This is a genomic window from Streptomyces sp. AC627_RSS907, assembly GCF_019049165.1.
Window position 1 is genome coordinate 120,266 of the sequence record NZ_JAGMUE010000111.1, and the last position, 25,149, is coordinate 145,414.

Here is a 25,149-nt window from a genome sequence, read left to right on the forward strand (position 1 = left end):
CCGCGGGCAAGCGCCACCGCGTTGCCGCTGTGCGGCGCCGTGCCGTGCCGGTGTGCGGCGCCGGTCCGTTGTCGGAGTGCGGTGCCGGTGCCGGTCCGTTGCCGGTGCCGGCGCCGTGCCGGTGTGTGGTGCCGGCCCGTTGCCGGTGTGCGGTGCCGGCGCGGTGCCGGTGCGCATGCGGGCGGGGGCCGCCGCGTTGCACGCGCGCCTCCGGGCGGATGCCCCCGTGGGCGTCCGGAGCTGCGGGCACGAGGGCCCACAGGGCCCTCACCTTCGTCACCTCGCGGCAGTACGGTGTCATCCATGCGCCCCGACACGCCCGCCGAGAACGTCGACCACACCGCCGAAGCGGCACGCCTGGAGCGGACCGCCGGCCTCTACCCCGAGGACGCCGAGGCCCTGCTCCTGCGCGCCGCGGCCCACCTGGAACTGTCCGGCGACCGCACGGCCGCGACCAAGCTCTACGACCGCCTGCTCGCCTCCGACGCCGGCCCTTCCGCACTGGAGAACCCGTCCCTGGTCCGCGCCCTCAAGGCGTCGAACCTCTGGGAGTACGGCCACGAGGCGGAGGCCCGGGCGATCATCGAGGGCGTCCGCACGTCGGCGCCGCGCGACCCGGCCCCCTGGGTGATCGTGGCCGAGTCCCTGGAGGCCCACGACGAGCTGGAGGCGGCGCACGAGACCTTCACGGAGGGCGCCCGTCTGCTCCTGACGGACGTGCCGGAACCGCCGTACGCCACGCACCCCCTCCTCTACGGCCGCCACCGGGTCCGCAGGATGTTGGGCCTCGCCCACGACGAGTGGGACGCCCTCGCCGACACCCTGCACTCGATGCCCGTCTCCCTGGACGAACTGCACGACCCGAAGCGCGTGTGGTCCCTGGGCTCGGACAACCCGGCGGACCTGGAGGCGGAGATCTCCCGCCTGCGCGCCGAACTGGGCGCCTACCGCGAGGCCCTCTCCCGCCCCTTCCCGGTGGCGATGCTCCACTGGCCGGCGGACGAGCTGACGGAACTGGTCGGGGCGTACCCGCCGCTGGCCGCCGAGTACCCCTCGTACGAGGAGCACCTGGCGGCCATAGAGGCGGCACTGCGCGAGCTGGCGTCCTCGGGCACCCCGAACCTGGGCGTCGTACGGGGCACGGTGCCGTCGTACGAGGCCTTCGCGGCCTCGGAGGGCGCCTCACCGGCCGACCCGACGCTGCTGCCGCAGTACGCGACGACACTGGCGGCGCGGGGGCGCGCGGTGGCGTGGCCGCCGCAGCTGGGGACGGCGTGCTGGTGCGGCTCGCAGCGGCCGTACGGGGAGTGCCACGGCCTCGGGGAGACCGCCACCGCGGACCGATGAGTTTCCGCACCGGCGGCCGTCTACAGGTGCGACAAGCCCACGCAGTAAGTGAAGCGCACGACCCGAAGCGCACGACGCGAGACGCTTGACGCCTGACGTGAGGCGTCGGGCACGAGCAGGTCGACCGACCCGAGGAGACAGGACGACATGAGCACCGAGCAGACCTCCACCTCCACCTCCACCCCGGCCAGCGGCTTCTCCTACACCCTGACCCGCACCCTGGAGGCCCCCGCGGCGCGGGTCTGGCAGGCCTGGACCACCCCCGACCAGTACGCCCAGTGGGCCCACGCCGCCCCCGGCTCCGTCGAGATGGACGTCCGTCCCGGTGGTGCCTGGAAGTCCACGATGCTCACGCCCGACGGAGGAGAGTTCCCGCTGACCGGCTCCTACGCGGAGGTCGTCGAGAACCGCCTCCTGGTCACCGCCATGGACGTCCCGGGGCGTCCCGAGCCCGCGACGATGACCATGGAGCTCACCGAGCAGGGCCCGCGCAACACCCTGATCGTCCTCCGCCAGACCTGTGACACGGCCCAGGAGCGGGACATGGCGGAGCAGGGCAGCACCATGCTCCTCGACGCCCTGACGGCGTTCCTGGACGGGTCGGGCCACTGAGTCACCCGCCGCACAGCCGCTCGCGCAGCACCGCGCCCAGGGTGACCGGTTCGCGGCCGAGCAGGGCGGTCAGGGTCGGGTCGACGGTGGCGAACTCGTCGGCCCGGCTGGCGGCGAAGATGCCCAGCAACTGGTCCGCCGTCTCCGCGGGAACGCCCTGGTCCACCAGCTGATCGCGGAACCGGCCGTCGGGTGCGGTGGACCTCGTGAAGGTGCGGCCGGTGAGCTCGGTGGCGAGGCCGGCCATGTCGTCGAAGGTGAGCGCCTGCGTCCCGGTGAGCGGTGGTGTGGGACCGTCGAAGCAGCCCTCGTCGGCCAGGATGGCGGCGGTCGCCTCGGCGAGGTCGGCGTGCGCGGTCCAGGCGACCGGCCCGTCGGCGGGGAGCTCGATCCGGCCGGACTCCACGGCGTGGTCGAGGAAGTGCATCGCGCTGGCGGCGTAGAAGCCGTTGCGCAGCGAGGTGAACGGCACGCCGCAGTCGCGCAGTGCCTCCTCGGTGGCGGCGTGGTCGCGGCACGCCTGGAAGCGCGACGCCGCGCCGGCCCCCATCTGGCTGGTGTAGAGGATCCGGCGGGCGCCCGCCGCGACGGCTCCCTCGATCGCGGCACGGTGCTGCTTGACGCACTCGTCGCCCATCTTGTCGACGGAGACGATGAGCACCTGCGTGGCGCCCTCGAAGGCGTGGGCGAGGCTGCCGGCGTCGGTGAAGCTGCCCTGCCGCACGCGCACCCCCTGCTCGGCGAACGCCTTGGCCTGCGCCTTCCGCGGGTCACGGACGCTGACGCCGACCTGGTCCGCCGGCACGCGCGCGAGCAACCTCTCGACGACCTGACGGCCGAGCTGTCCGGTGGCTCCGGTCACGATGATCACAGTTCTCTCCCCACGTCACAGCCCACTGCTTCCAGTGGAAGCACGTACACGCTAACACCGATACTAACGACGGCACCACCCCCGCCGGTATCATCGATACGTGCCTTCGCATCCACGCCGCCGGACCGGCGCCCCCGACGACAAGCCCGACTCCGCGCTCCCGGACGGCCGGGAGCAGCCGCCCCGGCAGCGGGTCATCGATGCCGCCATCGGCCTGCTGACGCGCGGGGGCCGCGACGCGGTCACCACCCGCGCGGTCGCCGACGCGGCGGGCCTGCAGCCGCCGGCCATCTACCGGCTGTTCGGCGACAAGGAGGGACTCCTCGACGCGGTGGCCGAGTACGGCTTCACCGCGTTCCTCGCCACCAAGCACGTCGACCCGGACCCGCCGGACCCCATCGCGGACCTGAGGGCCGGCTGGGACGTCGCGGTCGAGTTCGGCCTCGCCAACCCGGCGCTGTACATGCTGATGTACGCCGACCCCACCAGAACCCGGTCGGCCGCCTTCAAGGCCGGCATGGAGATCCTGAGGGGCCGCATCCACCGCCTCGCCGCAGGGGGCTGGCTCCGCGTCGACGAGGAGCTCGCGGCGCAGATCATCCACGCCACGGCGCGCGGCGCGGTCCTCACGTGGCTGTCCCTGCCCGAGGACCGCCGCGACCCGGCCCTCCTGACCACCCTGCGCGAATCCATGGTCACCGCGATCACCGACGAACGACCGGCCGTCCAGACCCCCGGCCCCAAGGGCGCCGCCCGCGCCCTGCGCGCGGCCCTGTCCGACCAGACACCCCTCAGCGGGGCGGAGCAGCACCTACTACGGGAGTGGCTGGACCGGCTCGCGAACGAAGGGTGAGGGGGCGGAGTGGCTCGCTCTTTTTCCCGGTGAGAGGCCGAGCGTTTCATGCCTTGAGCCCGGCACGGCCTCTTGCCCGCGGAGAAATGGAACCTTCCCTTCCACCTCCCCAGGCCGCCCACATCCTTTGAATGTCAGCGCCTGCTGTTAGAACTAAGCAACGTTGACGCGTCGAGGGGGTCGTGGTGAAGAAGACGGGTGTCGCGGCACAGCCGGTTGCCGGGGTTTACGAGAAGCTGGTCACCGAGCGCGTGCGCGACGAGTTGGAGCAGCTCGAAGCCATCGGCTGGAAGCCCGTCGACGCAGAGGTCAGCGCGGAGTCCTCCGCTCACGTGCTGGCTCGGCACATCGGTGACATGGTCGCTCACCGCCTCAACCAGCTCCCTGCCGACCAACGGGTCCCCTACGTCAACCGGATCCTGGAGTCGCTGGCCGCCGACCCTGCCGATCAGAGCGGTACCGAGCCGGTCAGCACCATCGTTGACGGGCCTCGGCAGTTGCTGGCGCTGGCCGAGCAGGAGGCGCCCGGAGCCTACGCGATCCGTCCGCTCACCCCGCTCTCCGAAACGTCGCTGCTCACCAACTCGCCGGAGGACCTCAGCCTGGGCTCCGAGCTCAGGGCCGAGTTGGCGACCGCGGACCGCATCGACCTACTCTGCGCGTTCGTGAAGTGGTACGGAATCCGCGTGCTGGAGGACTCCCTGCGTGCCGCCAAGGAGCGCGGGGTTCCGATCCGGGTCATCACCACCACGTATATGGGCGCCACGGACCGCCATGCGCTCGACCGGCTCGTACGCGACTTCGGTGCCACCGTGAAGGTCAACTACGAGATCCGCTCGACACGACTGCATGCGAAGGCTTGGCTGTTCCGACGCAGGACAGGCTTCGACACGGCATATGTCGGCAGTTCGAACCTGTCTCGCGCGGCGCTACTCGACGGCCTGGAGTGGAACGTGCGTCTGTCGTCGGTGGCGACACCCGCGGTTCTGGACAAGTTCGAGGCGACCTTCGACGCCTATTGGAACGACACGGCCTTCGAGACGTACGACCCCGATCTCCACGGTGAGCGCCTCGATGAAGCACTGGCACAGGCGAGTGGGACCACATCGACTACCGATCTCAAGATCAACCTCTCCGGCCTTGAGGTACGCCCCTTCCCACATCAGCGGGACATGCTGGAGCGGCTCAGCGTCGAGCGCGACATCCGCGGACGGCACCGCAACCTGCTGGTCGCGGCCACGGGTACCGGGAAGACCGTGATGGCCGCCCTCGACTACCGCCACCTGTGCAAGGAGTCGACCGACGGTCGGCCGAGGCTGCTGTTCGTGGCGCATCGCAAGGAGATCCTCAAGCAGTCCCTGCGCACCTACCGGGAAGTGCTGGACGACGCCTCGTTCGGTGAGTTGCTGTATGGCGGCGCGGACCCGCACGCGTGGGACCACGTCTTTGCCAGTGTGCAGTCACTCAACGTCCAGCGGCTGGAGCAGTTGGCTCCGGACCACTTCGACGTCATCGTCATCGATGAGTTCCATCACGCCACCGCCTCCACCTACCGGCGGGTGATCGACCATTTCGCGCCGAAGGAGCTGCTGGGTCTCACCGCCACCCCGGAGCGGATGGACGGGCTCAATGTCCAGGACGAGTTCTTCGACGGCCGCATCGCTGCCGAGATGAGGCTCTGGGAGGCACTGGAGAACGACCTGCTGTGCCCCTTCCACTACTTCGGCATCCCGGACGGCACGGATCTGACGAACCTCACCTGGCAGAAGGGCTCCTACGCCGACCAGGAACTCGGCAATCTCTTCACGGGGAACACCGCGCGGGCCCGCATCGTCATCAAGCAGATCCAGGACAAGGTCTCCGATCCCGGCGCCATGCGTGCACTCGGCTTCTGCGTCACCAAGGCCCACGCCCACTTCATGGCGTCCTACTTCCGCGAGGCCAACTTCCGGGCCGTGGCACTCGATAGCGACTCACCTGCCGACGTACGGGCCAAGGCGCTGTCCGACCTGCAGAAGGGCAACCTTCAGGTGATCTTCTCGGTGGATCTGTTCAACGAAGGGCTTGACATCCCGGACGTCGACACCCTGCTCCTACTGCGGCCCACCAACAGCGCCACCGTCTTCCTCCAGCAGCTTGGACGAGGGCTGCGACGCACCGAGACTAAACCGGTGCTCACGGTTCTCGACTTCATCGGACAGCACCGGGCCGAGTTCCGCTTCGAGGAACAGTTCCGGGCCGTGACCAACCTGTCGCGGAACCGGCTGCTCGAACATATCGAGCGTGACTTCCCGCAATTGCCGTCCGGCTGCCAGATCATCCTAGAGGGCAAGGCCAAAGAACTAGTCCTCGACAACATCCGAACCCAACTGGGCGCTACAGTCCGGACACTGGTGAAGGAGGTCAAGGAGTATGACACCTTCCGTCTCGCCGACTACCTCCGGGAGAGCCGCCGAGAGATCAAGGAGCTGTACAAGAGCGACAACTCCTGGACGACCGTCCTGCGCCGAGCCGGCCGAATCACCGAGACCGCCCCTTCAGGCGAAGCGGCACTGCTCAAGCGGGTCCACGCCTTCCTACACGTGGATGACCCCGAGCGCGCGCAGGCCTACCTGCGCATCCTTGAGGACGATGCTCCACCGTACGAAGCGCTCAGCCCTACCGACCAGGCATACGCCCGCATGCTGTTCTTCAACTTGTGGGACAACGCGGGCGGCTTCACGAGCTTCCAGGAGGGCCTGGCATCCCTGCGCCCGCAGCGAGCGCTGCGGGACGAACTCCGGCAGGTGTTGTCGTACGTCATCGAGCGGGCCGACCACTTCCCCATCGCGCTCTCCGGGCGCCTTGGCCAGATCCCGCTGAAGGTCCACAGCGCGTACAACCGGTCGGAGGTCCTGGCGGCGCTCGGCGTCGCACGCTTCGGTGGGCGGATGCCCCGAACCTTCGCCCAGGGCGTGGAGTGGTCCGAGGAGTTCCAGACGGACGCGCTCCTCATCACCCTGGAGAAGAACGAGAAGGATTTCTCCCCCGCCGTCCGCTACAAGGACTATGCACTGAGTCCCTCCCTCTTCCACTGGGAGTCCCAGAACTCGACGGCAGCCGACTCCCCTACGGGCTTGCGTTACCAGCAGCACGCGCGCCGGGGCAGCCATGTCCTGTTGTTCATGCGTCGCTACAAGAACACGGACATAGGCAAATCCCAGCCGTGGATGCTCCTCGGCCCGGCGACCTACGTGAAGCACACCGGCAGCAAGCCGATGGCGATCACCTGGCACCTAGAGCACCCCCTCCCGGCCGACGTGTGGACGTACTCGGCTATCCAGGCGAGCTGATCCGGACACGTCGACCGCGGCGCGATTGCTTTCAGAGGGGACGAGCGGCACTTTCCGCTTCGAAGTGGGCTTGGGCTCGGTCCAGGACATCGTCAACGTCCCGCCCGTGCACGCGGAACCAGTAGAGGAGGTCGGTGATGACGTCGATCGCCGCCTCCTCTGCCACCGCCGTATCCAACCGCCCGCGACCGACCGGGTACGGCGTCGAGTCCGAACCGTTGTACAGACTCAACACATCGGCTGCTCGGGCAAGTCGAGGCCTGGGTACGTCACGGTCAGCCCCGGCGACGTTCATCTGGAACTCGCACCACGTCACCTTGCGGTCGCCGGTCAACTCGACACCCCAGCGGTCACTCATGGCGTCGACCAGTACCATCCCTCGCCCCTCCTCTGCGTCGAGCCCCGTACAGACGAGAGTAGGCAGCGCGCGAGGGTCGGGGTCGTGGACCTCGACGCGCAGTTGGGGGCCGTTCAGCGAAGCGATGAGCGTGGACGGCGTCCCCGCCCCGACGTGTTTGATGACATTGGCGACCAGCTCGCTGACGCAGAGTTCGGCGGCGTCTGTCAGTTCGTGCAGCCCCCAGTACTCCAGATGGTTCCGCAAAGCGCGCCGCAAGGGCGACACCTGTTCGACGGACGCCAGAAACGGCATGTTCCACGGCCGCGTCGGCACCCATAGAGAGCTTTCCATGCCTTACCTACTCCCTTCCCTGACGCCTCTGGTAGCGCGCTGTGATTTGGACACCACCTAGAGTTGCAGTGAAACTCTCAAAATGGAACTCTCATCACGGGCGGACGGAGGTGCACATCTCTGTCGCGCGCCCCCGGCGCACACCGTCTTGCCGTCGCCGAGGACCGAGCACGACGATCTACTGGACCGACACGAAGGGCCGCAGACATGGCAGTTGGACCCACCACCCGCAGGCGCCAACTCGGCGCCGACCTGCGACGACTCAGGGAAGTCAAAGGGCTGACCCTTGAGGAGGCGGGCGCACGCGTCGGCATCTCGAAGGCAACGCTGAGTCGCTACGAGACCAAGGAAGGCACGGTCAAGTGGCCGGCCGTAGACGCACTCTGCCGTGAATACGGCGCGACGGACGCGGAGCGCATGGCTCTGGTGGAACTAGCGAAGGGCGCCAAGATCCAGGGCTGGTGGCGCTCCCTCGCCGACCCCATCCCCGAGTCCATGAACCTCATGCTCACCCTGGAAGACGAAGTCGTACGCGAGGACCACTACGCCTGCATGTACGTGCCCGGGCTTCTCCAGACGCGTGCTTACGCGGAGGCCGTCCACCGGGCTTCGGAAGTGCAATGCGACGAGCGCGAAGTGCAACACATGGTCGACATCCGCATGAAGCGCCAGGAACTGCTGGACCGCGACGACCCACCACACATCTGGTGCGTGATCGACGAGGCCGCGATCCGGCGGCGGGTAGGGGGCTGCGAGGTCATGCGGGAACAACTCGCACACCTGCTCACCATCGCCGAACGCCCGCATGTCACGGTTCAGGTCCTGCCGTTCGCCCGGGGCGCCCATGCAGCCGCCGTCGGCAGCTTCGCCATCCTTCGCGGCCAGGCTGCTGAACTGGACGTGGTGTACGTGGATCTCCTCGGCGGTGGACTGTTCATGGAGAAGCCCGAGGAACTGGAGCGCTATAGGTTGGCGTTCCAGTACCTCAGCGCCCAGGCACTCGACCTCGAGTCCTCCACCGAACTCATCGACAGGGTAAGCAAGGAGTGAGACTTGATGACGGCAACGTCAGAGCATCAGTGGTTCAAGTCCTCGTACAGCGGCGGCAGCGGCACGGAGTGTGTGGAGTGCGCACATGGTGATGACGACACCCTCATACGCGACTCCAAGCAGGCAGAAGGCCCCACGATGCGGGTTCGGAAAAGGACGTGGCACACGTTCGTACGAGCGTTGGCGCGAAATGGGCTGAGGTAAGCATCGACCCAACTTGAGAAGGGGCCTGCCACAGTTGCTCAGGCCCCTCCCGCAATCCAGTGCCCGGCGTTGGGGGTTTGGCGACCTCAGCCCTCGATCTTGTTGGCGGCTCGGCGCCCCTTGTTCCACGCATCGAGAACGAATCGGTAGGCGACGCTTATCCGGGACCCCGTCCCGCTGTTGTTGAAGCCCCCGTTCGACGAGGCACTCAGGATCTGAGATCGCCACTTCGCGGCCGTACCGACACGCTCCAGCTTCTTCGCAAGCTCCGAGTCGTTGACGAGGTCGCCGTGTCGACCGAGGAACATTCCGATGCCGCCCAGGAGCATGCCATCCCAGGACTCAGCGGAGCGGCCCCATGCTTCTTCCGCAATGGTGAGAGTACGGTCCAGTACGGTCGGCCCGTAACGGTCCGTGATCTGGAGAACTCCCGAGACCGCACCGACACTATTGGTCGAGGAGGACCCCAGGCTGAGTTGGTGAGCCTTCAGGACCCGGTCGGTGTCGACGAACAGCGGGACCCCTCCCGTAAGACCAACGTGGTACTCGTCGATCGGCCGTGGTTTGTGAGACTCACGGTTCTTGATCAGGAAGAGAATGGCTTCCTGTTCCTGGGTGAGCCCGTAGTGGATGTCCGCCCTGATGGTCTCCAGCCCTGCCAACTCAGAGGCACGCTTCCGGTGCTGACCATCGACGATGTACCGAGACCCGTCTGCACGCTCAGAGACGATGATGGTTCCGATCGCCTCACGGACAAGGTTGCTCGCGATCGTCTGGGCACGCCGTTCGTTCAACGTGCGCTGCGCCTGGGGGTCGATGAGGAGCTCGGCGACCTTTACCTCCACGCCGTGATCAACGTCGTGTTTGGGCAGGTCGTAGGTGTATTTGGGCATGACTGGTCCTCCTGACGCCGCGTTAAGGGATGTAGGCAGAAGCCGGGTTGAGGGATGGGCGTCTGGACGGAAGTTAATCATCTGATCGCACATCAGGCAGTCGAATTTTCGCGTTCGCAGCCGTATCTACGGGCCACGCGCAGCAACGGTCGACTGGTGATGGACGCTCGGGTAGCCGGTACTTGTGGGAGGCGAAACGGAGCACCGCCCCAGAGGATCGGGTGGGCACGGTCCGTTTCAGACGTCACTGGATGGTGTGGGAGGTGATCGACCTATATCGGTGGCGCGCTCAGGTGAGCGGCCCGTGAGCGTTTCCCCCGGTATTGCTCACGTCGGAAGCGGGGCACCCGAGAGGCGTCATCGGCGTGGACGTGGTGACTGGCGGTGACGGGCCGCCGGTGCCGGTTCGGCGTTCCGGTGGGGCGCGAGGCGGCGCGCATGGCGCGTACCGCGGTTGGCGGGCGGCGTCGGCGGAGGCGGTCAGGGCACGTCGGGTGGAGGCTGTGCGCGGGGCGCTTCAGTAGTGGCTGGTTGGGGACCTGTGCGGGCCCGTTCTCCGCTCCCCCGTCGTGCGGCGCGTTCAGCCCTGTGGGCTCAGCAGGTAGGTGGTCGCGGGCCCGTGGCCAGGAGCGTATGACGCCCGTCGGGTCAGGAGGGAACAGCGCTCGGGGCGGACTCCAGGTACGCCCACGCCTTGGTGCCCGACGCGAGGGTCACCTCGACGCGGGCGTAGTCGTCGACCTCGTAGTCGTCCGCCGCGGCCAGATCCTCGTCGGTCAGCTCCAGTACGGCGCCCTCGACCGCGTCGGTAGGGTCGTCGGACGGTATGACGAGCAGGTGGCGGTCGGTGCCGCTGACCGCGACGACGTCGGGGTCCGTGATCCTGATCTCCGTCGTGCGGTACCCGGGCAAGGCGTCGCGGCGGCCCTGGAGGAGACGGCCAAGCGTGCGAGCTGGACCTCGCGCGTCTGCAGCGTCCCGTAGGTGAAAAGGGCGTGGGGGGCGGAGAGCGTCATGTCGGCGGAACCTGAGCTTCTGTCGGCGAGGAGGCCGGCAAGCTAGCAAGCTCAGGGAGGAGGGGCTTCCCGCCTTCCCGTCATCGGCCGGACCGACCGGTGAGGGGAGCGTCCGCGCGTCGCTCCTGCACGGGTGCCGGTCGGGCCGCGTCCGGTGGAGGCCGTGGGTGCCCGCGAGGGCGGGCGCGTGCGGCCGGCTCAGGACGCCACGCACGGGTGGTCCGGCCGACGCGGTCGAGGAGCGGAGCATCCTGTGGATGTTCCGCTCCTCGGGTTCACCTCGCACGGCCGTTGGGGCGGGCGCCACGGCCCGCCCCCGAGAGTCAGGCGATCGCCAGGCGCACCTCCGCCTTCTTCGTCTTGGCGAAGCTGTGGGAGAACTGCTTCCGGACGCCGGACTTGCAGGCCTCCGCCCTCTTGGTCACGCCGTTGCCGCCCACGATGCGGACCACGGCGCACTTCCCGTCCATGCGGGTGTCTTCGACCCAGCCGGACACCTTCACCGTGCCGCCCGAGCAGCTCAGCGACCAGCTGGCCCTCGCGCCGTCGATCACCGGGGAGGCGGACGACGGGCACGTGGCCGCGCTCGCCGGGCCGGCGGCGCCGACGGCCAGCCCACCGGCGAGAACGACGGCCGTCACTACGGACGTGAGGGTCTTGCGGACAGCAGACATGGAGATACCCCTTCGGGCGGAGAACCGACAGGAACCGGACCGGAACGAGCCCCGTACGCATCGCCCGCCGACGAGGGCGGACCGTCCGGGAGCACCGGTCGCAGCACCAGCATCACCGGGGGCTCCGGGTGAGAGAACGCGATGCGGGGCGCTTGCCCAGGCACATCCATGCACCCTGCATCACGCGGCTCTCACCTGCGGTTATGCCATCCGCATAGGGGACGGTGCGTCATGTGCGGCCCCCCTGGACGGGCCCCCACGCCGCCCCCCTCACGCGGACGTGGGCGGAGGCAGGCTCGTGGCCCTCTGGTACGCCGGAGCCTTGACGGGCGGGAGCTGTGCCACCAGCAGGGCCAGCCAGGTCTCCGTGTCCGTCCTCCCGGTCACCGGGAGTCCATGGGTGCGCTGGAAGTGCCTCAGGTCCTCCGCGGTCACCGCCGTGAACCTGCCCGACACCACCGTGCCGCCCTGACCCACGTTGTTCAGGAGCTCCTGGAGGGCCAGGACGTGCGGGCCCTGGGCTCCGGATCCGGCCGTCTTCACCAGTTCCGGCCAGGTGTCGTCGCCCACCTTGCCGTCGGGCGACAGGTCCCGCCCGCGCTGGAAGTGCATGACGGCGTCCCGGGTCTCCTCACCGAAGAAGCCGTCCGCCCTGATCTCGTAGCCGTGCGCGTTCAGCAGGTGCTGCAGGGCACGGCAACGGGTGTACTGGTCCTCCTTCTTCATCCGCAGCAGAGGCCAGCGGGGCGGCTCCTCGCTCACGGGCAGGGCACCGGCCGCACCGGCAGCGGTGACGTCGTGGCTCGGCGCGACCAGCTCGCGCACGCCCGCCCCGGCGACGAAGGCCAGGATCACGGCCGCCACCATCAGCGCCGGCAACGCCCGCCCGAAACGGGGAGTGCCCGATGTGCCGGCCGCGTCCGCCGCGTCCGCCTCGGCAGTCCCGGGGGCAGGGCCGGCCCCGGTCGCGGGAGCCGTGCCCCGTCGGATGGTGGGGCCGGGTCCGTCGCCGGCACCGGTCCCGTCCGCCGACCCGTCCGCGACGGTGGCCTGCCTGCCGCCGGCGCCGCGCTGGCGGTTGCTCTCCGCCAGCGCGGCCCGGCACAACGCCCGCGCCCTCTCCAGCTCCGCCGCCGGGGCGCACAACTGCGCGTGCAGGGCCTCCACCACGCGCGGGGGCGCGTTCGACGTGTGCTTGGGATTCAGATAGCGCGAGAGGGTGGTCTGGTCGACCCCCACCCTGTGGGCCAGCGCCTGCTGGGTCGGTCGCACACCGCCGGGGGCGTTCCCTGCCCCTTCCCACCACTGCCGGAGCAGCCGCGCCAACTGCACCCCCGGTGGCTGCTCCCGGCCGCCCGAGCCCTCGTGCTCGTACGCCATGTCGTCTCTCTCCCCGTCATCCGGCAGAACGGCCGCGTGTCCATACCGCTGCATGACGGCATAGCGGCAGGTCAGCCACGTCATGTGAGGGCATGCATGGACGCAACGGCCTACAGCGGCGCAGAGCGTAGCGTCGGAGGCGCCGCGCCGGGCCACGCCCGCTGCGGGGCCGTCCGTCTCGTGCCCCGGCCGACGGGGGTGCCGCGGCCCGTCGGTGAGGCGGTCGTCGCACGTGGGGAGGGCCGCGCCGGGGCCCGGCGGCGAGGGCGGCGGCGTTCATCCGGAAGAGTGCCTGGTGGGGAGCTGGTCCAGACGCGCCGGTCACCCGTTTGGAGGAACCGGGCCTGTCCGCCGGGCGGGGCGGTGGGGGCTTCGCGCGGTCCGGCCGTACAGGAGTGGGCTGCCGGCACGGCCCGCCCCGGCCGACGGGGCGGGCCGTCCGCCGGTGCGCCACGGGCGTCAGCCGAACATCCCCGGCTCGTACTCGCCCCCCGGCTGCCGGGTGATGACGTTCAGGCGGTTGTACGTGTTGATCACTGCGATCAGGCCCACCAGGGCGACGAGCTGCTCCTCGTCGTAGTGCTTCGCCGCCTCCGCCCAGGCCTCGTCGGTGACACCGCCGGCGTCGGCGATGCGGGTGCCCTGCTCGGTCAGCTCCAGGGCGGCGCGTTCGGCGTCGGTGAAGACCTTGGCCTCCCGCCACGCCGCGACCAGATTGAGGCGCAGCGCGGTCTCCCCCGCCTTCGCGGCGTCCTTGGTGTGCATGTCGAGGCAGAGGCCGCATCCGTTGATCTGGCTGGCGCGGATCTTCACCAGCTCCTGCGTCGTGGCGGGCAGAGGGGAGTCCGTCAGGACCTTGCCCGCGGAGTTGATGTGCCGCATGAGCCGGCCTGCGAGCGGGTTGTCGAAGATGTTGAGTCGAGCATCCATGGTGTGGCCATCCGTCGTCGGTCGCTGGTGGTCGTCAGTCGTCGCCCGTGGGCGTCACACGGCTACAACGGGGCGTGCGAGTGGGATGTGACGGTCTCGGACGAACGCTGTCATGGCATCTATGCCTCTTCTGCCCGGAAACGGCCGGTTGTCGGGCCGGTCGGCCCACGAGCGTTCACCCCGGCGCGTGCGGCGTGTCCGGTGCCGACCAGCCTCGGTGCGGGAAGCGGCGCGGCGGGTGGGAAGCCGCGCGGCAGATCAGCCGGACACTCGGGCATCCGGACGCTCAGGCGGTCAGCAGGCGGTCAGCAGGTGGTCGGACGACGCGTCCCACAGCGTCCGTGAAGAATTTCCCCGCCGCACCCCTTCTGTTCGCCATGCCTCGCTACCTTCGCCTCGCCCGGCCCTGCGCAGGAGAGGTACATCCCCATGAGCACTCCGGTCCACCACACCTCGACTCGGCCGTCCGTGGCCACGCTGGCGTCGGACAGGCAGCGTCGGGAGGGCAGGGGGAGCCAGACCGGGACCTCGGCGCAGCAGGCCTTCCTTCAGTTCCAGTCCACCGTCGGCAACCGGGCCGCGACCGCCATGGTGCAACGCGTCAGAGGCGCGACCTTGGAGCGGGCCCCGGAGACCCCCGAGACGTCCCGGCCAGGCACGCCGGAATCCTTCGTGACCGCCCGGTCAGAACCGGAATCTGTCATGACCAACCGGTCAGAAACAGAATCCGTCATGACCAACAGGTCAGAAACGGAATCCGTCATGACCAACGGGTCAGAAACGGAATCCTTCGTGACCGCCCAGGAGCAGGCCGACGAGACGGCGGCCGAGGCGGCGGCCGACGCGAAGGCGACCGACGAACTCCTCAAGAAGGCCACCGAACTGCTGGACAAGGTCAAGAAGAACCTCGAACCCACGGACAACATGGCCAAGGGTGCCCAGGCCCCCACCAGCGCCGGCCTCGGCCAGACGGCCGGCTCCTCGGGGAACGGAGCCCTGACGCACGACGCCGCCGCGGCGGGGACGTCCGGCGCGTCGTGGAACCTCCTCACAGAGCTCACCGGCGTCGTGGTCAACAGCTTGGATGCGCTCAAGAACCTGAGGGATTCCAAGAAGAAGAAGACCGGGGCCGCACACCACACGGCCAGCAAGAAGTCCAAGGTCAAGGGGGCCGACGCGGTCGTCGGGACCGCCAGTACGGGGTCCTACGGCGCCGCCATCGCCAAGGACGCGACCAAGCTCCAGGCAGCGGCGGACACCGCGACCGCCGCCGAGGTGAGCGGCATCTTCAGCGCCATCACCGGCCTGTGGAAGGGCGCCCGTGCCGCGGGCCGGGTCGGGGGAGCGACCCGCAAGTACAACAGGATAAAGAACCTCGGAGATGCCGGCACCGTCCACGCCGAGTGGCTGACCCGGCTGCTGGCCGAGGAGACCCAGGCGGCGCAGCAGGTCGAGGAGGCGCAGGCGAACGTGACGGCCATTGTGGAGGCCAACCGAGGTCGCCGACCCGCGCTGTGGTACCCGGCCGCTCAAGCCGCCAACGAAGCCCTCGGCGAGGCGTACACCCGCGCCCGCGAGGCGCACGCCCGCGCCCATGACGCCCAAGCACACGCGCGTGCCCAACGGGAGGTGGAGACCCTGGGCCAGGCGCAGCAGTACGCGAAGAAGAAGCAGCTCACCAAGATCGGCAAGGAGACGGTGGGCGGCGTGGTGGGCGAGCCCGCCAAGGCCGCGGGTGGCGTCGTGGCAGCGGTCACCGCGGCGGGGGCGCTGGGGAGCAACCCGGCCGGTTGGATCACCGCCGCGGTGGGGGCCGGACTGGTCCTCGGCGTCGCCGGCTACAAGGGCGGCCGCGCGGCCAAGAAGCGTTTCGAAGAGGCCCACCACCCCGAGCGCTACACGCCGGAGGGCGAGGAAGTGCCGGAGGCCAAGTCCAGCTGGGACTCGCTGAAGCACTCGCTGAAGGTCTGGAAGAAGGTGTCGAGGCACGAGCGCCAGTTGATGGCGCACAAGATCTACAGCCTGGCGGCGGGTCCCGACATCCCCGGCAGCTCCGACACGACGCCCGAGGTGCGGCGGTCCGCCCGGGAGCTGCTCGTCGCGCTCAAGGCGGGCCCCGATCAGCACAAGATGGAACAGGAGGACTGGGAGACGACCCTCAACGACCCGGAGCACACGTCCGCTTGGCTCAAGGAGATCGCCGAGCAGCTGGCCTCGGGGTGACGAGGAGAGGTCGTCCGCCGCGCGAGGGCGCGCGGCCGGCGTCCGTACGGTGCTGCTCCTGGGCGCTGGGCATGAGGCGAACACCCCGGCGCGGGCCCCGGGGCCGGTGCGGATTAGCCTCGGTCGCAGGAAGCGGCGCGGCGGGCAGGAAGCGGCGCGGCAGACAGTCAGCAGGAGGCAGGCATGGCGAAGGTTCCCAGCGCGGTGGTCGCCGCGAGCGGGCTGGTCGGCGGGTACGGCGTGGCCCGCTGGACGAAGAAGCGGCAGCTCGGCGGGGCCGTGCTCGCCGTCGCCGGGGCCGCCGCCGCGCAGCAGTGGCGGCAGCGGGCCGGCGGGAAGGCCGCGGGCGCCCTGACGGCCGCCTACGTCGCCGGCTTCGCGGGATCCCACCCGCTGGCCAAGAAGGTCGGCGCCTGGCCGGCCGTGTTCGGCGTCGCCGGTGCCGTGGCGCTGGCCTCGTGGGCGGTCGCCGACCGGCGGGCCTGAACGCGGCGGTCACCGACCGGCGGGCCTGAACGCGGCGGTCACCGGCCGACGGGCCTGAACGCGGCGATCGCCGACCGACGGGCCCGAGACGCGGCGATCGCCGACCGACGGACCTGAGCACGGCGATCGCCGGCCGGCGGCGGCTCCTCACGGTCGCCGGCCGGCGGGCCGTACAGGCGTACGGGGCGCGCGGGACGCGCGGGACGCCGCTACCTGGTCGCCGCGCCGGAACCGGCGGTTCCCCGGGCTCCCGCCTCCACCGTCGACAGCGGTTCCGCGATGTCCTCCAGCGAACGGCGTTCCGCCTTCACCGCCAGGAACGCCGCCACCAGACCGGCCGCGCACATCAGCCCGGCGCCGATCTGGAAGGCCAGGACCGTGTCGCCGACCACGCCCGACTCCGTCAGGTCGGCGAAGAGCAGCGGGCCGCTGATACCGCCGGCGGCGGTGCCGAGGGCGTAGAAGAAGGCGATGGCCATGGCGCGGGTCTCCATGGGGAAGATCTCGGAGACGGTCAGGTACGCGCTGGAGGCGCCCGCCGACGCGAAGAACAGCACCACGCACCAGCAGGCGGTCATCGTCGACGCCGTGAGCGAGCCGCGGTCGAAGAGGTACGCCGTGCCGAAGAGCAGCAGGCCCGACAGCAGGTACGTACTGGAGATCATGATGCGGCGGCCGACCGTGTCGAAGAGCTTGCCCAGCAGCAGCGGGCCCAGGAAGTTGCCGGCGGCGATGACGGCGAAGTAGTAGCCGGTGCTGCCGGTCGGCACGTCGAAGAAGGTGATGAGGATGGTGCCGAAGCCGAAGGTGATGGCGTTGTAGAGGAAGGCCTGGCCGATGAAGAGGGACAGGCCGAGGACCGCGCGGCGCGGGTAGCGGCGGAAGACGGTCCTGGCGATCAGGCCGAAGCCGATGCTCTTGCGCTGGTGGATGGTGATCTCACCGGCCGGCCGCGGCAGCCGCTCCCCCTTCTCCGCCTCGATCTCCCGTTCGACGGACGACACGAGTCGGTCGGCCTTCTCGCCCTGGCCGTGGATGAACTGCCAGCGCGGGCTCTCCGGGACGTGCCGTCGGACCAGGAGGATGACCAGGCCCAGGACCACACCGAGGCCGAAGCTGAGCCGCCAGCCGAGGTCCTTGGGGAAGATGCCGGTGTCCAGCATCACGATGGACAGCAGGGCGCCGCCGATCGCACCGAGCCAGTAGCTGCCGTTGATGATCAGGTCGACCCGCCCCCGGTACGGGGACGGGATCAGCTCGTCGATCGCGGAGTTGATGGCCGCGTACTCGCCGCCGATGCCGAAGCCGGTCAGGAACCGGAAGAGGAAGAACCACCAGGACTCGAAGGACAGGGCGGTCAGCGCGGTCGCCGCCAGATAGACGACCAGCGTCACCATGAAGAGCTTCTTGCGGCCGTGGCGGTCGGTCAGCCAGCCGAAGAACAGGGCGCCGGAGCACGCGCCCGCCACGTACAGCGCGGCGGCGAGGCCGGTGATCTGGGCGGAGCTGATGTCCAGGCCGCTGCCGTCCTCGGCGATCCGTCCGGCGACGTTGCCGACGATCGTGACCTCCAGGCCGTCCAGGATCCAGACGGTGCCCAGGCCGATCACGATCATCCAGTGCCAGCGTGACCAGGGCAGCCGGTCCAGGCGGGCCGGGACCGCGGTGGTGACCGTACCGGTGGAGGCGGGCACCGCGGCCGGTGACGACGACGATTCTGCTGTCATGGCTCCCTCTCCGTCGAGCGAACGCTTCCCGTGTGCCCTGGACCGGGAGCGACACGCCCGCCGCGCCGGGAGGCTACGCCCCCAGGATGCGGGAGACCGTGTAGATCAGCAGCCCGGCCAGCGAGCCGACCACCGTGCCGTTGATCCGGATGAACTGGAGGTCGCGGCCGATGTTCGCCTCGATCTTCTTCGTGGTGTGCTCGGCGTCCCAGCTCGCCACCGTGTCGGTGATCAGGGAGGTGATCTCCCGGCGGTAGGTGGTGACGACGTACACCGCGGCGCCCTCGACCCAGGTGTCGACCTTGCTCTGGAGCCGGTCGTCGGAGGCCATCCGGGCGCCCAGCGACAGCAGCGAGGCGCGGACCCGCAGGCGCAGCTCGCTCTGCTCGTCCTCCGCCGCCGAGACGATCATGGACCGTACGGCCGTCCAGGCGGAGGCGATCAGGTCCTGGACCTCGCCGCGGCCCAGCACCTCCGTCTTCAGCCGCTCCACGCGCGCACGGGTCTCCGTGTCGGACTGGAGGTCGGAGGCGAAGTCGGTGAGGAAGCGGTCGAGGGCGCCGCGCGCGGGGTGGGCGGGCATGTCACGCATCTCGGTGACGAAGCGCAGCAGCTCCTTGTAGACGCGCTCGCCGACCTTCCGGTCCACGAACCGGGGCGTCCACCCGGGCGCCCCGCCCTGCACGGCGTCCATCACGGAGTCGCCGTGCAGGACCAGCCAGTCGTGGGCGCGGGAGACGATCAGGTCGACGGCACGCCGGTGACCGCCGTCGGTGACGACCCGTTCCAGCATCTTGCCGATGCCGGGCGCGATCTCCTGCGCGCCCGCACGGCGCGTGATCGCCTCCCCCACCACCGCCTGGACGTCGGAGTCGCGCAGCACAGTGAGGGCGCCGCGCAGGGCGGCGGACAGCTCGGCCGTCACCCGGTCGGCGTGGTCGGGGACCGCGAGCCAGGCGCCGAGCCGGCTGCCGATGCCGACGGCGCGCAGCCGCTGCCGTACGACGTCCTCGGAGAGGAAGTTCTCCCCGACGAACTCACCGAGCGAGACGCCCAGCTGGTCCTTCTTCTTCGGGATGATCGCGGTGTGCGGGATGGGGATGCCCAGGGGGTGGCGGAAGAGGGCGGTGACCGCGAACCAGTCGGCGAGGGCGCCGACCATGCCGGCCTCGGCGGCGGCGGAGACATAGCCCGCCCAGGCGCCCGCGCCCCGGTGGGAGGCCCACTCGGCCAGGACGTAGACCACGGCGACGAACAGCAGCAGACCGGTCGCGGTGAGCTTCATGCGGCGCACGCCCCGGCGCTTGACCTCGTCGGCCGGGCTGAAGGACGTCATCGCGCGGTCGCGTACGGCGCCGGAGGCACCCGGTGTTCCCGGGGTGCCCGCCGCCGTGGCACCGGCGGCTCCGTGGCCGCTCCCGGCGCCTCCGGGCACCTCGGCACCCGAGGAACCGTCCCGGTGTTCCGCTCTCGTGCGTTCCATCCGCTCCACCGTTCGCTGATCCGCCCCGCACACATTGTCCCTTCCTGACCGACTCCCGGAACGGAACACAAGTTCCCGGCGCCTGTCCGGGAGGGGAACGCCCCGGGCCCCCGGCGCCCTGCCCCGGCCCATGCCGCATCATGGATGCGTCGGACCGGAGCCTCGCAGCTCCCCTCGCCCGAGGAGAACAGCACAGCATGACCCGGGGTCGTGACGGAGGTACGGGGGCGCCTCCCACCAAGCACCGTGCCCTGCTCGCCGCGATCCTCACCCTGGTCGTGGCGATCTCCGCGGCCATATACGCCGGGACGCCCGCCGGCGACGGCACGAAGGGCCGCACCCCGCCCGCCGGGGACGGGTTCCCGCGCGGCAACGCCGCCCCCGCCTCCGCCGGCACCTGGGTCGGGGCCTGGTCCACCGCCCCGGCCGCGGCCGAACCGGGCACCGGGACGACCGGCATGGCGGGCCGCTCGGTGCGCAACGTCGTGCACGCGAGCGCCGGCGGCACCAGCGCCCGGGTCACCCTGTCCAACCACTACGGCCGGTCCCCGCTGACCGTCACCCACGCCTCCATCGCCCTGGCCGACGGCACCGGCACCGCCGCCGCCCTCGCCGACACCATGCGCCGGCTCACCTTCGGCGGCAGCGCCCGGGTCGTCATCCCGGCGGGCGGACAGGTCATGAGCGACATCGCCCGCATCGCCGTCCCCTACGGTGCGGACGTCCTGATCACCACGTACTCCCCCGTCCCGTCCGGCCCGGTCACCTTCCACCCGCAGGCACGGCAGACCAGCTACCTCGCCGACGGCGACCGCGTCGCGGACGTCACCGCGCTCGCGTACACCACCGAGACCCGGTACTGGCGCTACGTGACCGCGCTGGACGTGCTGAGCCACGAGGCCGACGGCACCGTCGTCGCCATCGGGGACTCGATCACCGACGGCTTCGGCGCCAAGACCGACGCCAACCACCGCTGGACCGATGTCCTCGCCGAGCGGCTGCACGAGGCGGCCGAGGACGGGCGGGACGCGCCCCGCTACAGCGTGGTCAACGCGGGCATCAGCGGCAACCGGATCCTGACCGGCAGGTCCGGCCGGCCCGCCGACAACCCGAGCGCGCTGAGCCGGTTCCCCCGGGACGTCCTGGGCCGCACCAACGTCAAGGCCGTCGTCATCGTCCTCGGTGTCAACGACGTCCTGCACAGCCCGGAACTCGCCGACCGGGACGGCATCCTCGCCGGCCTGCGCGCCATGACCGACCAGGCGCACGCCCGCGGGCTGAGGGTCGTCGGCGCGACGATCACGCCGTTCGGCGGCCACGACGGCTACACCCGGGCCCGGGAGAGGATGCGGCAGGAGGTCAACGAGGAGATCCGCTCGGGCCGCGTGTTCGACGCGGTCGTCGACTTCGACAAGGCCCTGCGCGACCCCTACGACCCGCGCCGGCTGCGCGCCGACCACGACAGCGGCGACCACCTGCACCCCAGCGACAAGGGGTACGCGCGGATGGGCCGGACCGTCGACCTGGACGACCTGAAGGGCGCGGCACCGGTCCGGCTGTGACCGGACCGGGGCCCCGGCCGCACGGCGCGGCACGGCCCACAGGGCAACCCGCCCGACGCCGCCCCAAAACGTGGCCCGGACGTGCCCCGGACCCGCGCCCGGCGGGGCGGTCAGTCGTCGTGCCCGCGGCGGTCCCGTTCCTCGCGGCGCAGCTCGCGCTCCTCGCGGCGTGCGTCGCGGTGCTCGCGCAGCATGTCCCGGTGGCCCTCCAGCATCCCGCGGTGGGCCTCCTCCACGTCCTCCCGGAAGGAGGCGTGCAGCTCCCTCCTCGCGGCCTTGCGCTCCAGCTTCTCCTGCCGGCGCTCCTCCTTGAGCCGCTGCCTCTCCGCCCGCGTCAGCTTCCGCTCGACGCCGACCCCGCCGCAGAAGGCGAAGCCCGTCACGACGACGCGCGGGGCGCCCGGGTCCCCGGGGACGCCCTCCTCGCGGTGGTCGAAGCCGCCCATGATGCCGATGCCGCGCACGACCACCTCGACGCCCGGCGGCACGATCACGTTCATCCCGCCCATGACGGCGATGCAGTTGATCACGACCTCGCCGTCCGCGAAGTTCGCCTCGCGCAGGTCGATGTCCCCGCCGCCCCAGAACGCGAAGGAGTTGAAGCGCTTCGGCACCGTCCAGCGCCCCTTGCGCTGGAAGCCGGACATCACGGCGACCGCCCAGGACGACGAACCCTCGCCGCCGGTGATCCGGCCCGCCCAGTCCCCGCCGCGCTCGGGCTCCTTCGTCATCGACACCCGCGGCGCCACGTCCGCCGTACCGACCGGCAGGTCCCGGGTGATCGGCGCCAGTTCCCCGTACGTCCGCGCGCTGTACGTGGCGTCCAGCCGCTCCTCGAACTCGCTCATGTCCAGCCGCCCCTCCGCGAGGGCGTCCCTCAGGACCTCGGCGACTCGTTCACGGTCGGCGTCGGATGCGCGGAGCTCCGGGGCGTCGTCGGTCATGTACAGCAGCCTACGAGGTCACCGCGGCGGACACTACGCGCCCGCGCGTTCCGCGTACATCTTGGCGATCACCGACTCGATGTCCGGCTCCCGCACCGACAGGTCCACCAGCGGGTACTCCGCCGCGACCCGCGCCACCAGCCCGGCCGCCGACGCCGACGCCGGGAACGCCAGCCACTGCCGCGGCCCCTCCACCCGCACCACCCGCGCCGGCGCCGGCGCCTCGATCGGCGGCAACTCCCGCTCCAGGTCCACCACCAGCGTGCGCTCGCTCTCCCCCGCCTCGTGCAGCCCGGCCGGCGTGCCGTCGTACATCAGCCGCCCGTGGTCGATGACCATCACCCGGGAGCACAACTGCTCGATGTCCTGCAGATCGTGCGTGGTCAGCAGCACGGTCGTGCCGCGCTCCGCGTTCAAGTCCCGCAGGAAGCCCCGCACCTTGGCCTTCGACACCACGTCCAGGCCGATCGTCGGCTCGTCCAGGTACAGCACCTCCGGATCGTGCAGCAGCGCCGCCGCGATGTCGCCGCGCATCCGCTGCCCCAGCGACAGCTGCCGCACCGGCACGTCCAACAACTCCTCCAGCTGGAGGAGTTCCACACACCGGTCCAGGTTCTCCCGGTAACGGGCGTCCGGGATGCGGTACATGCGGTGCATCAGCCGGTAGGAGTCGATCAGCGGCAGGTCCCACCACAGCGTCGTCCGCTGCCCGAACACCACCCCGATGCGGTGCGCCAGCCGGACCCGCTGCCGGGACGGGTCGATGCCGGCCACCCGCAGCCGGCCCCCGCTCGGCGTCAGGATGCCCGTGAGCATCTTGATCGTCGTCGACTTCCCGGCACCGTTCGGCCCGATGTAGCCGACCATCTCACCGCGCGCCACGGTGAACGACAGCCCGTCCACCGCCCGCACCTGCCGCCGCTCCCGCCTCAGGAAACCGGTCCGCTTGCGCACCTCGAAGACCTTCTCGACACCGTCCAGCTCGATGAAGGCCGCCCCGGGCGCCCCACGATCGGTGTCCACCTCTGCCGACTCCACGACCCCGACTCCCCTAACTGCCTGTACTCCGGTACGAACGAAGCCCCGCCCGCCACGCCAGCCCCGCCGCCCCGAGGCAGGCCACGGCCACGAGCGGCGGCGTGAACGCCACCCACCCCGGCAGGTCGAGCGGATACGGCCGACCCAGCACATAACTCGCCGGCAGCCAGTTCACGAAGGCCAGCGGCACCACGAACGTCACCCCCCGCACCATCTCCAGCGCGAACACCGTCGGCGGGTACTGCAACATCGTCGTACCGCCGTAGGTGAAGGCGTTCGACACCTCCGACGCGTCCTGCGCCACGAACTGGAACGCCGCCCCCGCCACGAACACCGCACAGAAGATCCCCGCGCCGCTGAGCAGCATCACCGGCAGCAGCAGCAGCTTCGCCGGCGTCCAGTCGATGTCCACCAGCGTCAGCGCGTACCCCAGTACCAGCAGGCCCTGCGTCACCCGGCCCAGCCGGCGCAGCGCGAACCGGTCCGCCGCCACCTGCGCCAGCACCGGGGCCGGGCGCACCAGCAGCGTGTCCAGCGTGCCGTCCCGCACCCGGCGCCCCAGCCGCTCCATCGAACCGACCGCCAGGTCGGCCAGCCCGAAGGAGACCCCGGAGAGCCCGTACAGGAACGCCACCTCGGACAGCGAGTAGCCGCCCAGCGCGTCGACCCGGGAGAACATCAACAGGATCGCCACGAAGTCCAGCGCGGTCATCGCGAAGTTCCCGAACGTCATCAGCACGAAGGACGTCCGGTACGCCATCGTCGACCGGACCCACATCGCCGCGATCAACCCGTACGCGCGCAGCCCCTCGGCGACCCGGCCGCCCCGTGCCCCCTGCTTCCCCCGCCCGGCCGCCTCCGTCACCCCGGTCGCCCCGGTCGCCTCAGCCACCCTGCACCACCACCCGACGCGTCGCCGCCGACTGCACCAGCCGCCCCACCGCCAGCAGCGCCACCGCCCACCCCGCCTGGAACGCGAACGTCCCCAGCCAATCGGCCTCCCCCAGCAGCACGTCCGCCGGCGCCTGGAGCAGCGACGACCACGGCAGCGCCCGGACCACCTCGCCCAGCGCACCCGGGACGACGTTCAGCGGCAGCAGCATCCCCGAGCAGAAGAGGCCCGCGATCCACGCCATCTGCGTCACCCCGGTGCCGTCCATCAGCCAGAACGCCGACAGCGCCACCAGGTACCGCAGCGCGAAGCCCACCACCATCGCGAGCAGCACCGCCACGAGGAACGCCAGCCACGTGCCCGCCTCACGCGGCAACGACACGGGGAAGAACAGCGACCCGAACGCGAACGGCACCACCCCACGCCCCAGCAACTGGAACAACGCCCGCCCCACGTCCGCCGCCAGCCACCACAGCTGGAGGTCCACCGGCCGGTACAGATCGACGGCGATGTCACCCGTACGGATGCGTTCCATCAGCTCGTCCTCCATACCGCCGCCCCCGATCGCCAGCGCCGCCAGCAACGCCTGCCCCAGCCACACGAAGGTGACGGCCTGCGCCTGGTCGTAGCCCCCGAGCTGAGGCTTCTCGTCCCACAGGGCCAGATAGGTGTAGACCAGAACCAGCCCGAAGACCGTGTTGGTGAACACCCCGGCCGCCGTGGCCGCCCGATACGTCGCGTACCGTCTGAATCCCCCGGCCGCGACGGCCGCGTACAACCGCCCCGAGCCCACGCCCACAGCCCTCCTCCACCGACCGGCACCAAAGCGCACGAGCCTAGGGCGACGGCCACGGACCACGCCACGCAATATCCGGGCACGGTGCACCGGACGCCGGACGGATGGCACCCGTTTTCGCGGGTGTGCCGCCGAGCGGGAACGG

General features: G+C 70.5%; 22 protein-coding genes. 9 read left to right on the forward strand and 13 right to left on the reverse strand.

Features of this window, described 5'->3' with window-relative positions; translation table 11 throughout:
* The first annotated feature begins 303 nt into the window (after positions 1-303).
* Both KUM32_RS24210 and KUM32_RS24215 read left to right on the forward strand, forming a co-directional pair.
* Positions 304-1,347: an SEC-C domain-containing protein gene (locus KUM32_RS24210; protein WP_217144049.1), complete on the forward strand. Its 1,044-nt coding sequence runs from the start codon at positions 304-306 to the stop codon at positions 1,345-1,347.
* A gap of 147 nt (positions 1,348-1,494) precedes the next feature.
* The gene (locus tag KUM32_RS24215; protein ID WP_217144050.1) at positions 1,495-1,959 is read left to right on the forward strand and encodes an SRPBCC domain-containing protein; all 465 of its coding nucleotides are present in this window, start codon (positions 1,495-1,497) and stop codon (positions 1,957-1,959) included.
* A 1-nt stretch (position 1,960) separates the two neighbouring features.
* Here KUM32_RS24215 and KUM32_RS24220 read toward each other — a convergent pair whose 3' ends face one another.
* Positions 1,961-2,830 carry an SDR family oxidoreductase gene (locus KUM32_RS24220; RefSeq protein WP_217144051.1) on the reverse strand — a complete coding sequence of 290 codons (870 nt, stop codon included), beginning with the start codon at positions 2,828-2,830 and terminating at the stop codon, positions 1,961-1,963.
* A gap of 100 nt (positions 2,831-2,930) precedes the next feature.
* Here KUM32_RS24220 and KUM32_RS24225 point away from each other — a divergent pair, with 100 nt between their 5' ends.
* Together KUM32_RS24225 and KUM32_RS24230 are read left to right on the forward strand one after the other, a co-directional pair.
* Complete coding sequence (locus KUM32_RS24225; RefSeq protein ID WP_217144052.1) at positions 2,931-3,683, forward strand: TetR/AcrR family transcriptional regulator; 753 nt, start codon at positions 2,931-2,933, stop codon at positions 3,681-3,683.
* 182 nt (positions 3,684-3,865) lie between these two features.
* Complete coding sequence (locus KUM32_RS24230; RefSeq protein ID WP_374227546.1) at positions 3,866-7,015, forward strand: DUF3427 domain-containing protein; 3,150 nt, start codon at positions 3,866-3,868, stop codon at positions 7,013-7,015.
* 31 nt (positions 7,016-7,046) lie between these two features.
* Here KUM32_RS24230 and KUM32_RS24235 read toward each other — a convergent pair whose 3' ends face one another.
* A complete protein-coding gene (locus KUM32_RS24235; protein ID WP_254406033.1) occupies positions 7,047-7,706 on the reverse strand; it encodes an ATP-binding protein in 660 nt (219 codons plus the stop codon).
* A 207-nt stretch (positions 7,707-7,913) separates the two neighbouring features.
* Between KUM32_RS24235 and KUM32_RS24240 the strand changes: the two genes are divergently transcribed.
* Positions 7,914-8,756 (forward strand): helix-turn-helix transcriptional regulator, encoded by an 843-nt coding sequence (locus KUM32_RS24240; protein WP_217144054.1) that lies wholly within the window; start codon positions 7,914-7,916, stop codon positions 8,754-8,756.
* Positions 8,757-8,762: 6 nt separating this feature from the next.
* Positions 8,763-8,960: a DUF397 domain-containing protein gene (locus KUM32_RS24245; RefSeq protein WP_217144055.1), complete on the forward strand. Its 198-nt coding sequence runs from the start codon at positions 8,763-8,765 to the stop codon at positions 8,958-8,960.
* Between the two features lie 86 nt (positions 8,961-9,046).
* Here KUM32_RS24245 and KUM32_RS24250 read toward each other — a convergent pair whose 3' ends face one another.
* The 5 genes from KUM32_RS24250 to KUM32_RS24270 all read right to left on the reverse strand — a co-directional run bounded on the left by KUM32_RS24250 (position 9,047) and on the right by KUM32_RS24270 (position 13,853).
* Positions 9,047-9,853, reverse strand: a complete 807-nt coding sequence (locus tag KUM32_RS24250) for a DUF6551 family protein (RefSeq protein WP_217144056.1) — start codon at positions 9,851-9,853, stop codon at positions 9,047-9,049.
* A gap of 648 nt (positions 9,854-10,501) precedes the next feature.
* Complete coding sequence (locus KUM32_RS24255; protein ID WP_254406034.1) at positions 10,502-10,765, reverse strand: gamma-glutamylcyclotransferase family protein; 264 nt, start codon at positions 10,763-10,765, stop codon at positions 10,502-10,504.
* A gap of 427 nt (positions 10,766-11,192) precedes the next feature.
* Entirely contained in the window at positions 11,193-11,543 is a 351-nt protein-coding gene (locus tag KUM32_RS24260; protein WP_217144057.1) for a hypothetical protein, read from the reverse strand.
* Between the two features lie 270 nt (positions 11,544-11,813).
* Positions 11,814-12,923 (reverse strand): peptidoglycan-binding protein, encoded by a 1,110-nt coding sequence (locus KUM32_RS24265; RefSeq protein WP_217144058.1) that lies wholly within the window; start codon positions 12,921-12,923, stop codon positions 11,814-11,816.
* Positions 12,924-13,382: 459 nt separating this feature from the next.
* Complete coding sequence (locus tag KUM32_RS24270; protein ID WP_217144059.1) at positions 13,383-13,853, reverse strand: carboxymuconolactone decarboxylase family protein; 471 nt, start codon at positions 13,851-13,853, stop codon at positions 13,383-13,385.
* A 762-nt stretch (positions 13,854-14,615) separates the two neighbouring features.
* Between KUM32_RS24270 and KUM32_RS24275 the strand changes: the two genes are divergently transcribed.
* Both KUM32_RS24275 and KUM32_RS24280 read left to right on the forward strand, forming a co-directional pair.
* A complete protein-coding gene (locus KUM32_RS24275; RefSeq protein ID WP_217144060.1) occupies positions 14,616-16,076 on the forward strand; it encodes a hypothetical protein in 1,461 nt (486 codons plus the stop codon).
* Between the two features lie 183 nt (positions 16,077-16,259).
* A complete protein-coding gene (locus KUM32_RS24280) occupies positions 16,260-16,562 on the forward strand; it encodes a hypothetical protein (protein WP_217144061.1) in 303 nt (100 codons plus the stop codon).
* A 209-nt stretch (positions 16,563-16,771) separates the two neighbouring features.
* On the opposite strand, the gene KUM32_RS24285 is transcribed toward KUM32_RS24280, so the two are convergent.
* Both KUM32_RS24285 and KUM32_RS24290 read right to left on the reverse strand, forming a co-directional pair.
* Positions 16,772-18,289 (reverse strand): MFS transporter, encoded by a 1,518-nt coding sequence (locus KUM32_RS24285; protein ID WP_217144062.1) that lies wholly within the window; start codon positions 18,287-18,289, stop codon positions 16,772-16,774.
* A gap of 73 nt (positions 18,290-18,362) precedes the next feature.
* A complete protein-coding gene (locus KUM32_RS24290; protein WP_217144063.1) occupies positions 18,363-19,772 on the reverse strand; it encodes a DUF445 domain-containing protein in 1,410 nt (469 codons plus the stop codon).
* 197 nt (positions 19,773-19,969) lie between these two features.
* On the opposite strand from KUM32_RS24290, the gene KUM32_RS24295 reads away from it, so the two are divergent.
* On the forward strand, positions 19,970-21,334 hold the full coding sequence (locus KUM32_RS24295) for an SGNH/GDSL hydrolase family protein (RefSeq protein WP_217144064.1): 1,365 nt from the start codon (positions 19,970-19,972) through the stop codon (positions 21,332-21,334).
* 110 nt (positions 21,335-21,444) lie between these two features.
* Here KUM32_RS24295 and KUM32_RS24300 read toward each other — a convergent pair whose 3' ends face one another.
* From KUM32_RS24300 to KUM32_RS24315, 4 genes are read right to left on the reverse strand one after another with little or no spacing between them, the layout of a single operon-like run.
* On the reverse strand, positions 21,445-22,278 hold the full coding sequence (locus tag KUM32_RS24300; RefSeq protein WP_217144065.1) for a DUF1707 domain-containing protein: 834 nt from the start codon (positions 22,276-22,278) through the stop codon (positions 21,445-21,447).
* A 33-nt stretch (positions 22,279-22,311) separates the two neighbouring features.
* Positions 22,312-23,316 (reverse strand): ATP-binding cassette domain-containing protein, encoded by a 1,005-nt coding sequence (locus KUM32_RS24305; protein ID WP_308408708.1) that lies wholly within the window; start codon positions 23,314-23,316, stop codon positions 22,312-22,314.
* Positions 23,317-23,329: 13 nt separating this feature from the next.
* On the reverse strand, positions 23,330-24,181 hold the full coding sequence (locus tag KUM32_RS24310; RefSeq protein ID WP_308408710.1) for an ABC transporter permease: 852 nt from the start codon (positions 24,179-24,181) through the stop codon (positions 23,330-23,332).
* Positions 24,182-24,200: 19 nt separating this feature from the next.
* Positions 24,201-25,007 (reverse strand): ABC-2 family transporter protein, encoded by an 807-nt coding sequence (locus KUM32_RS24315; RefSeq protein ID WP_217144066.1) that lies wholly within the window; start codon positions 25,005-25,007, stop codon positions 24,201-24,203.
* Positions 25,008-25,149: the final 142 nt, after the last annotated feature.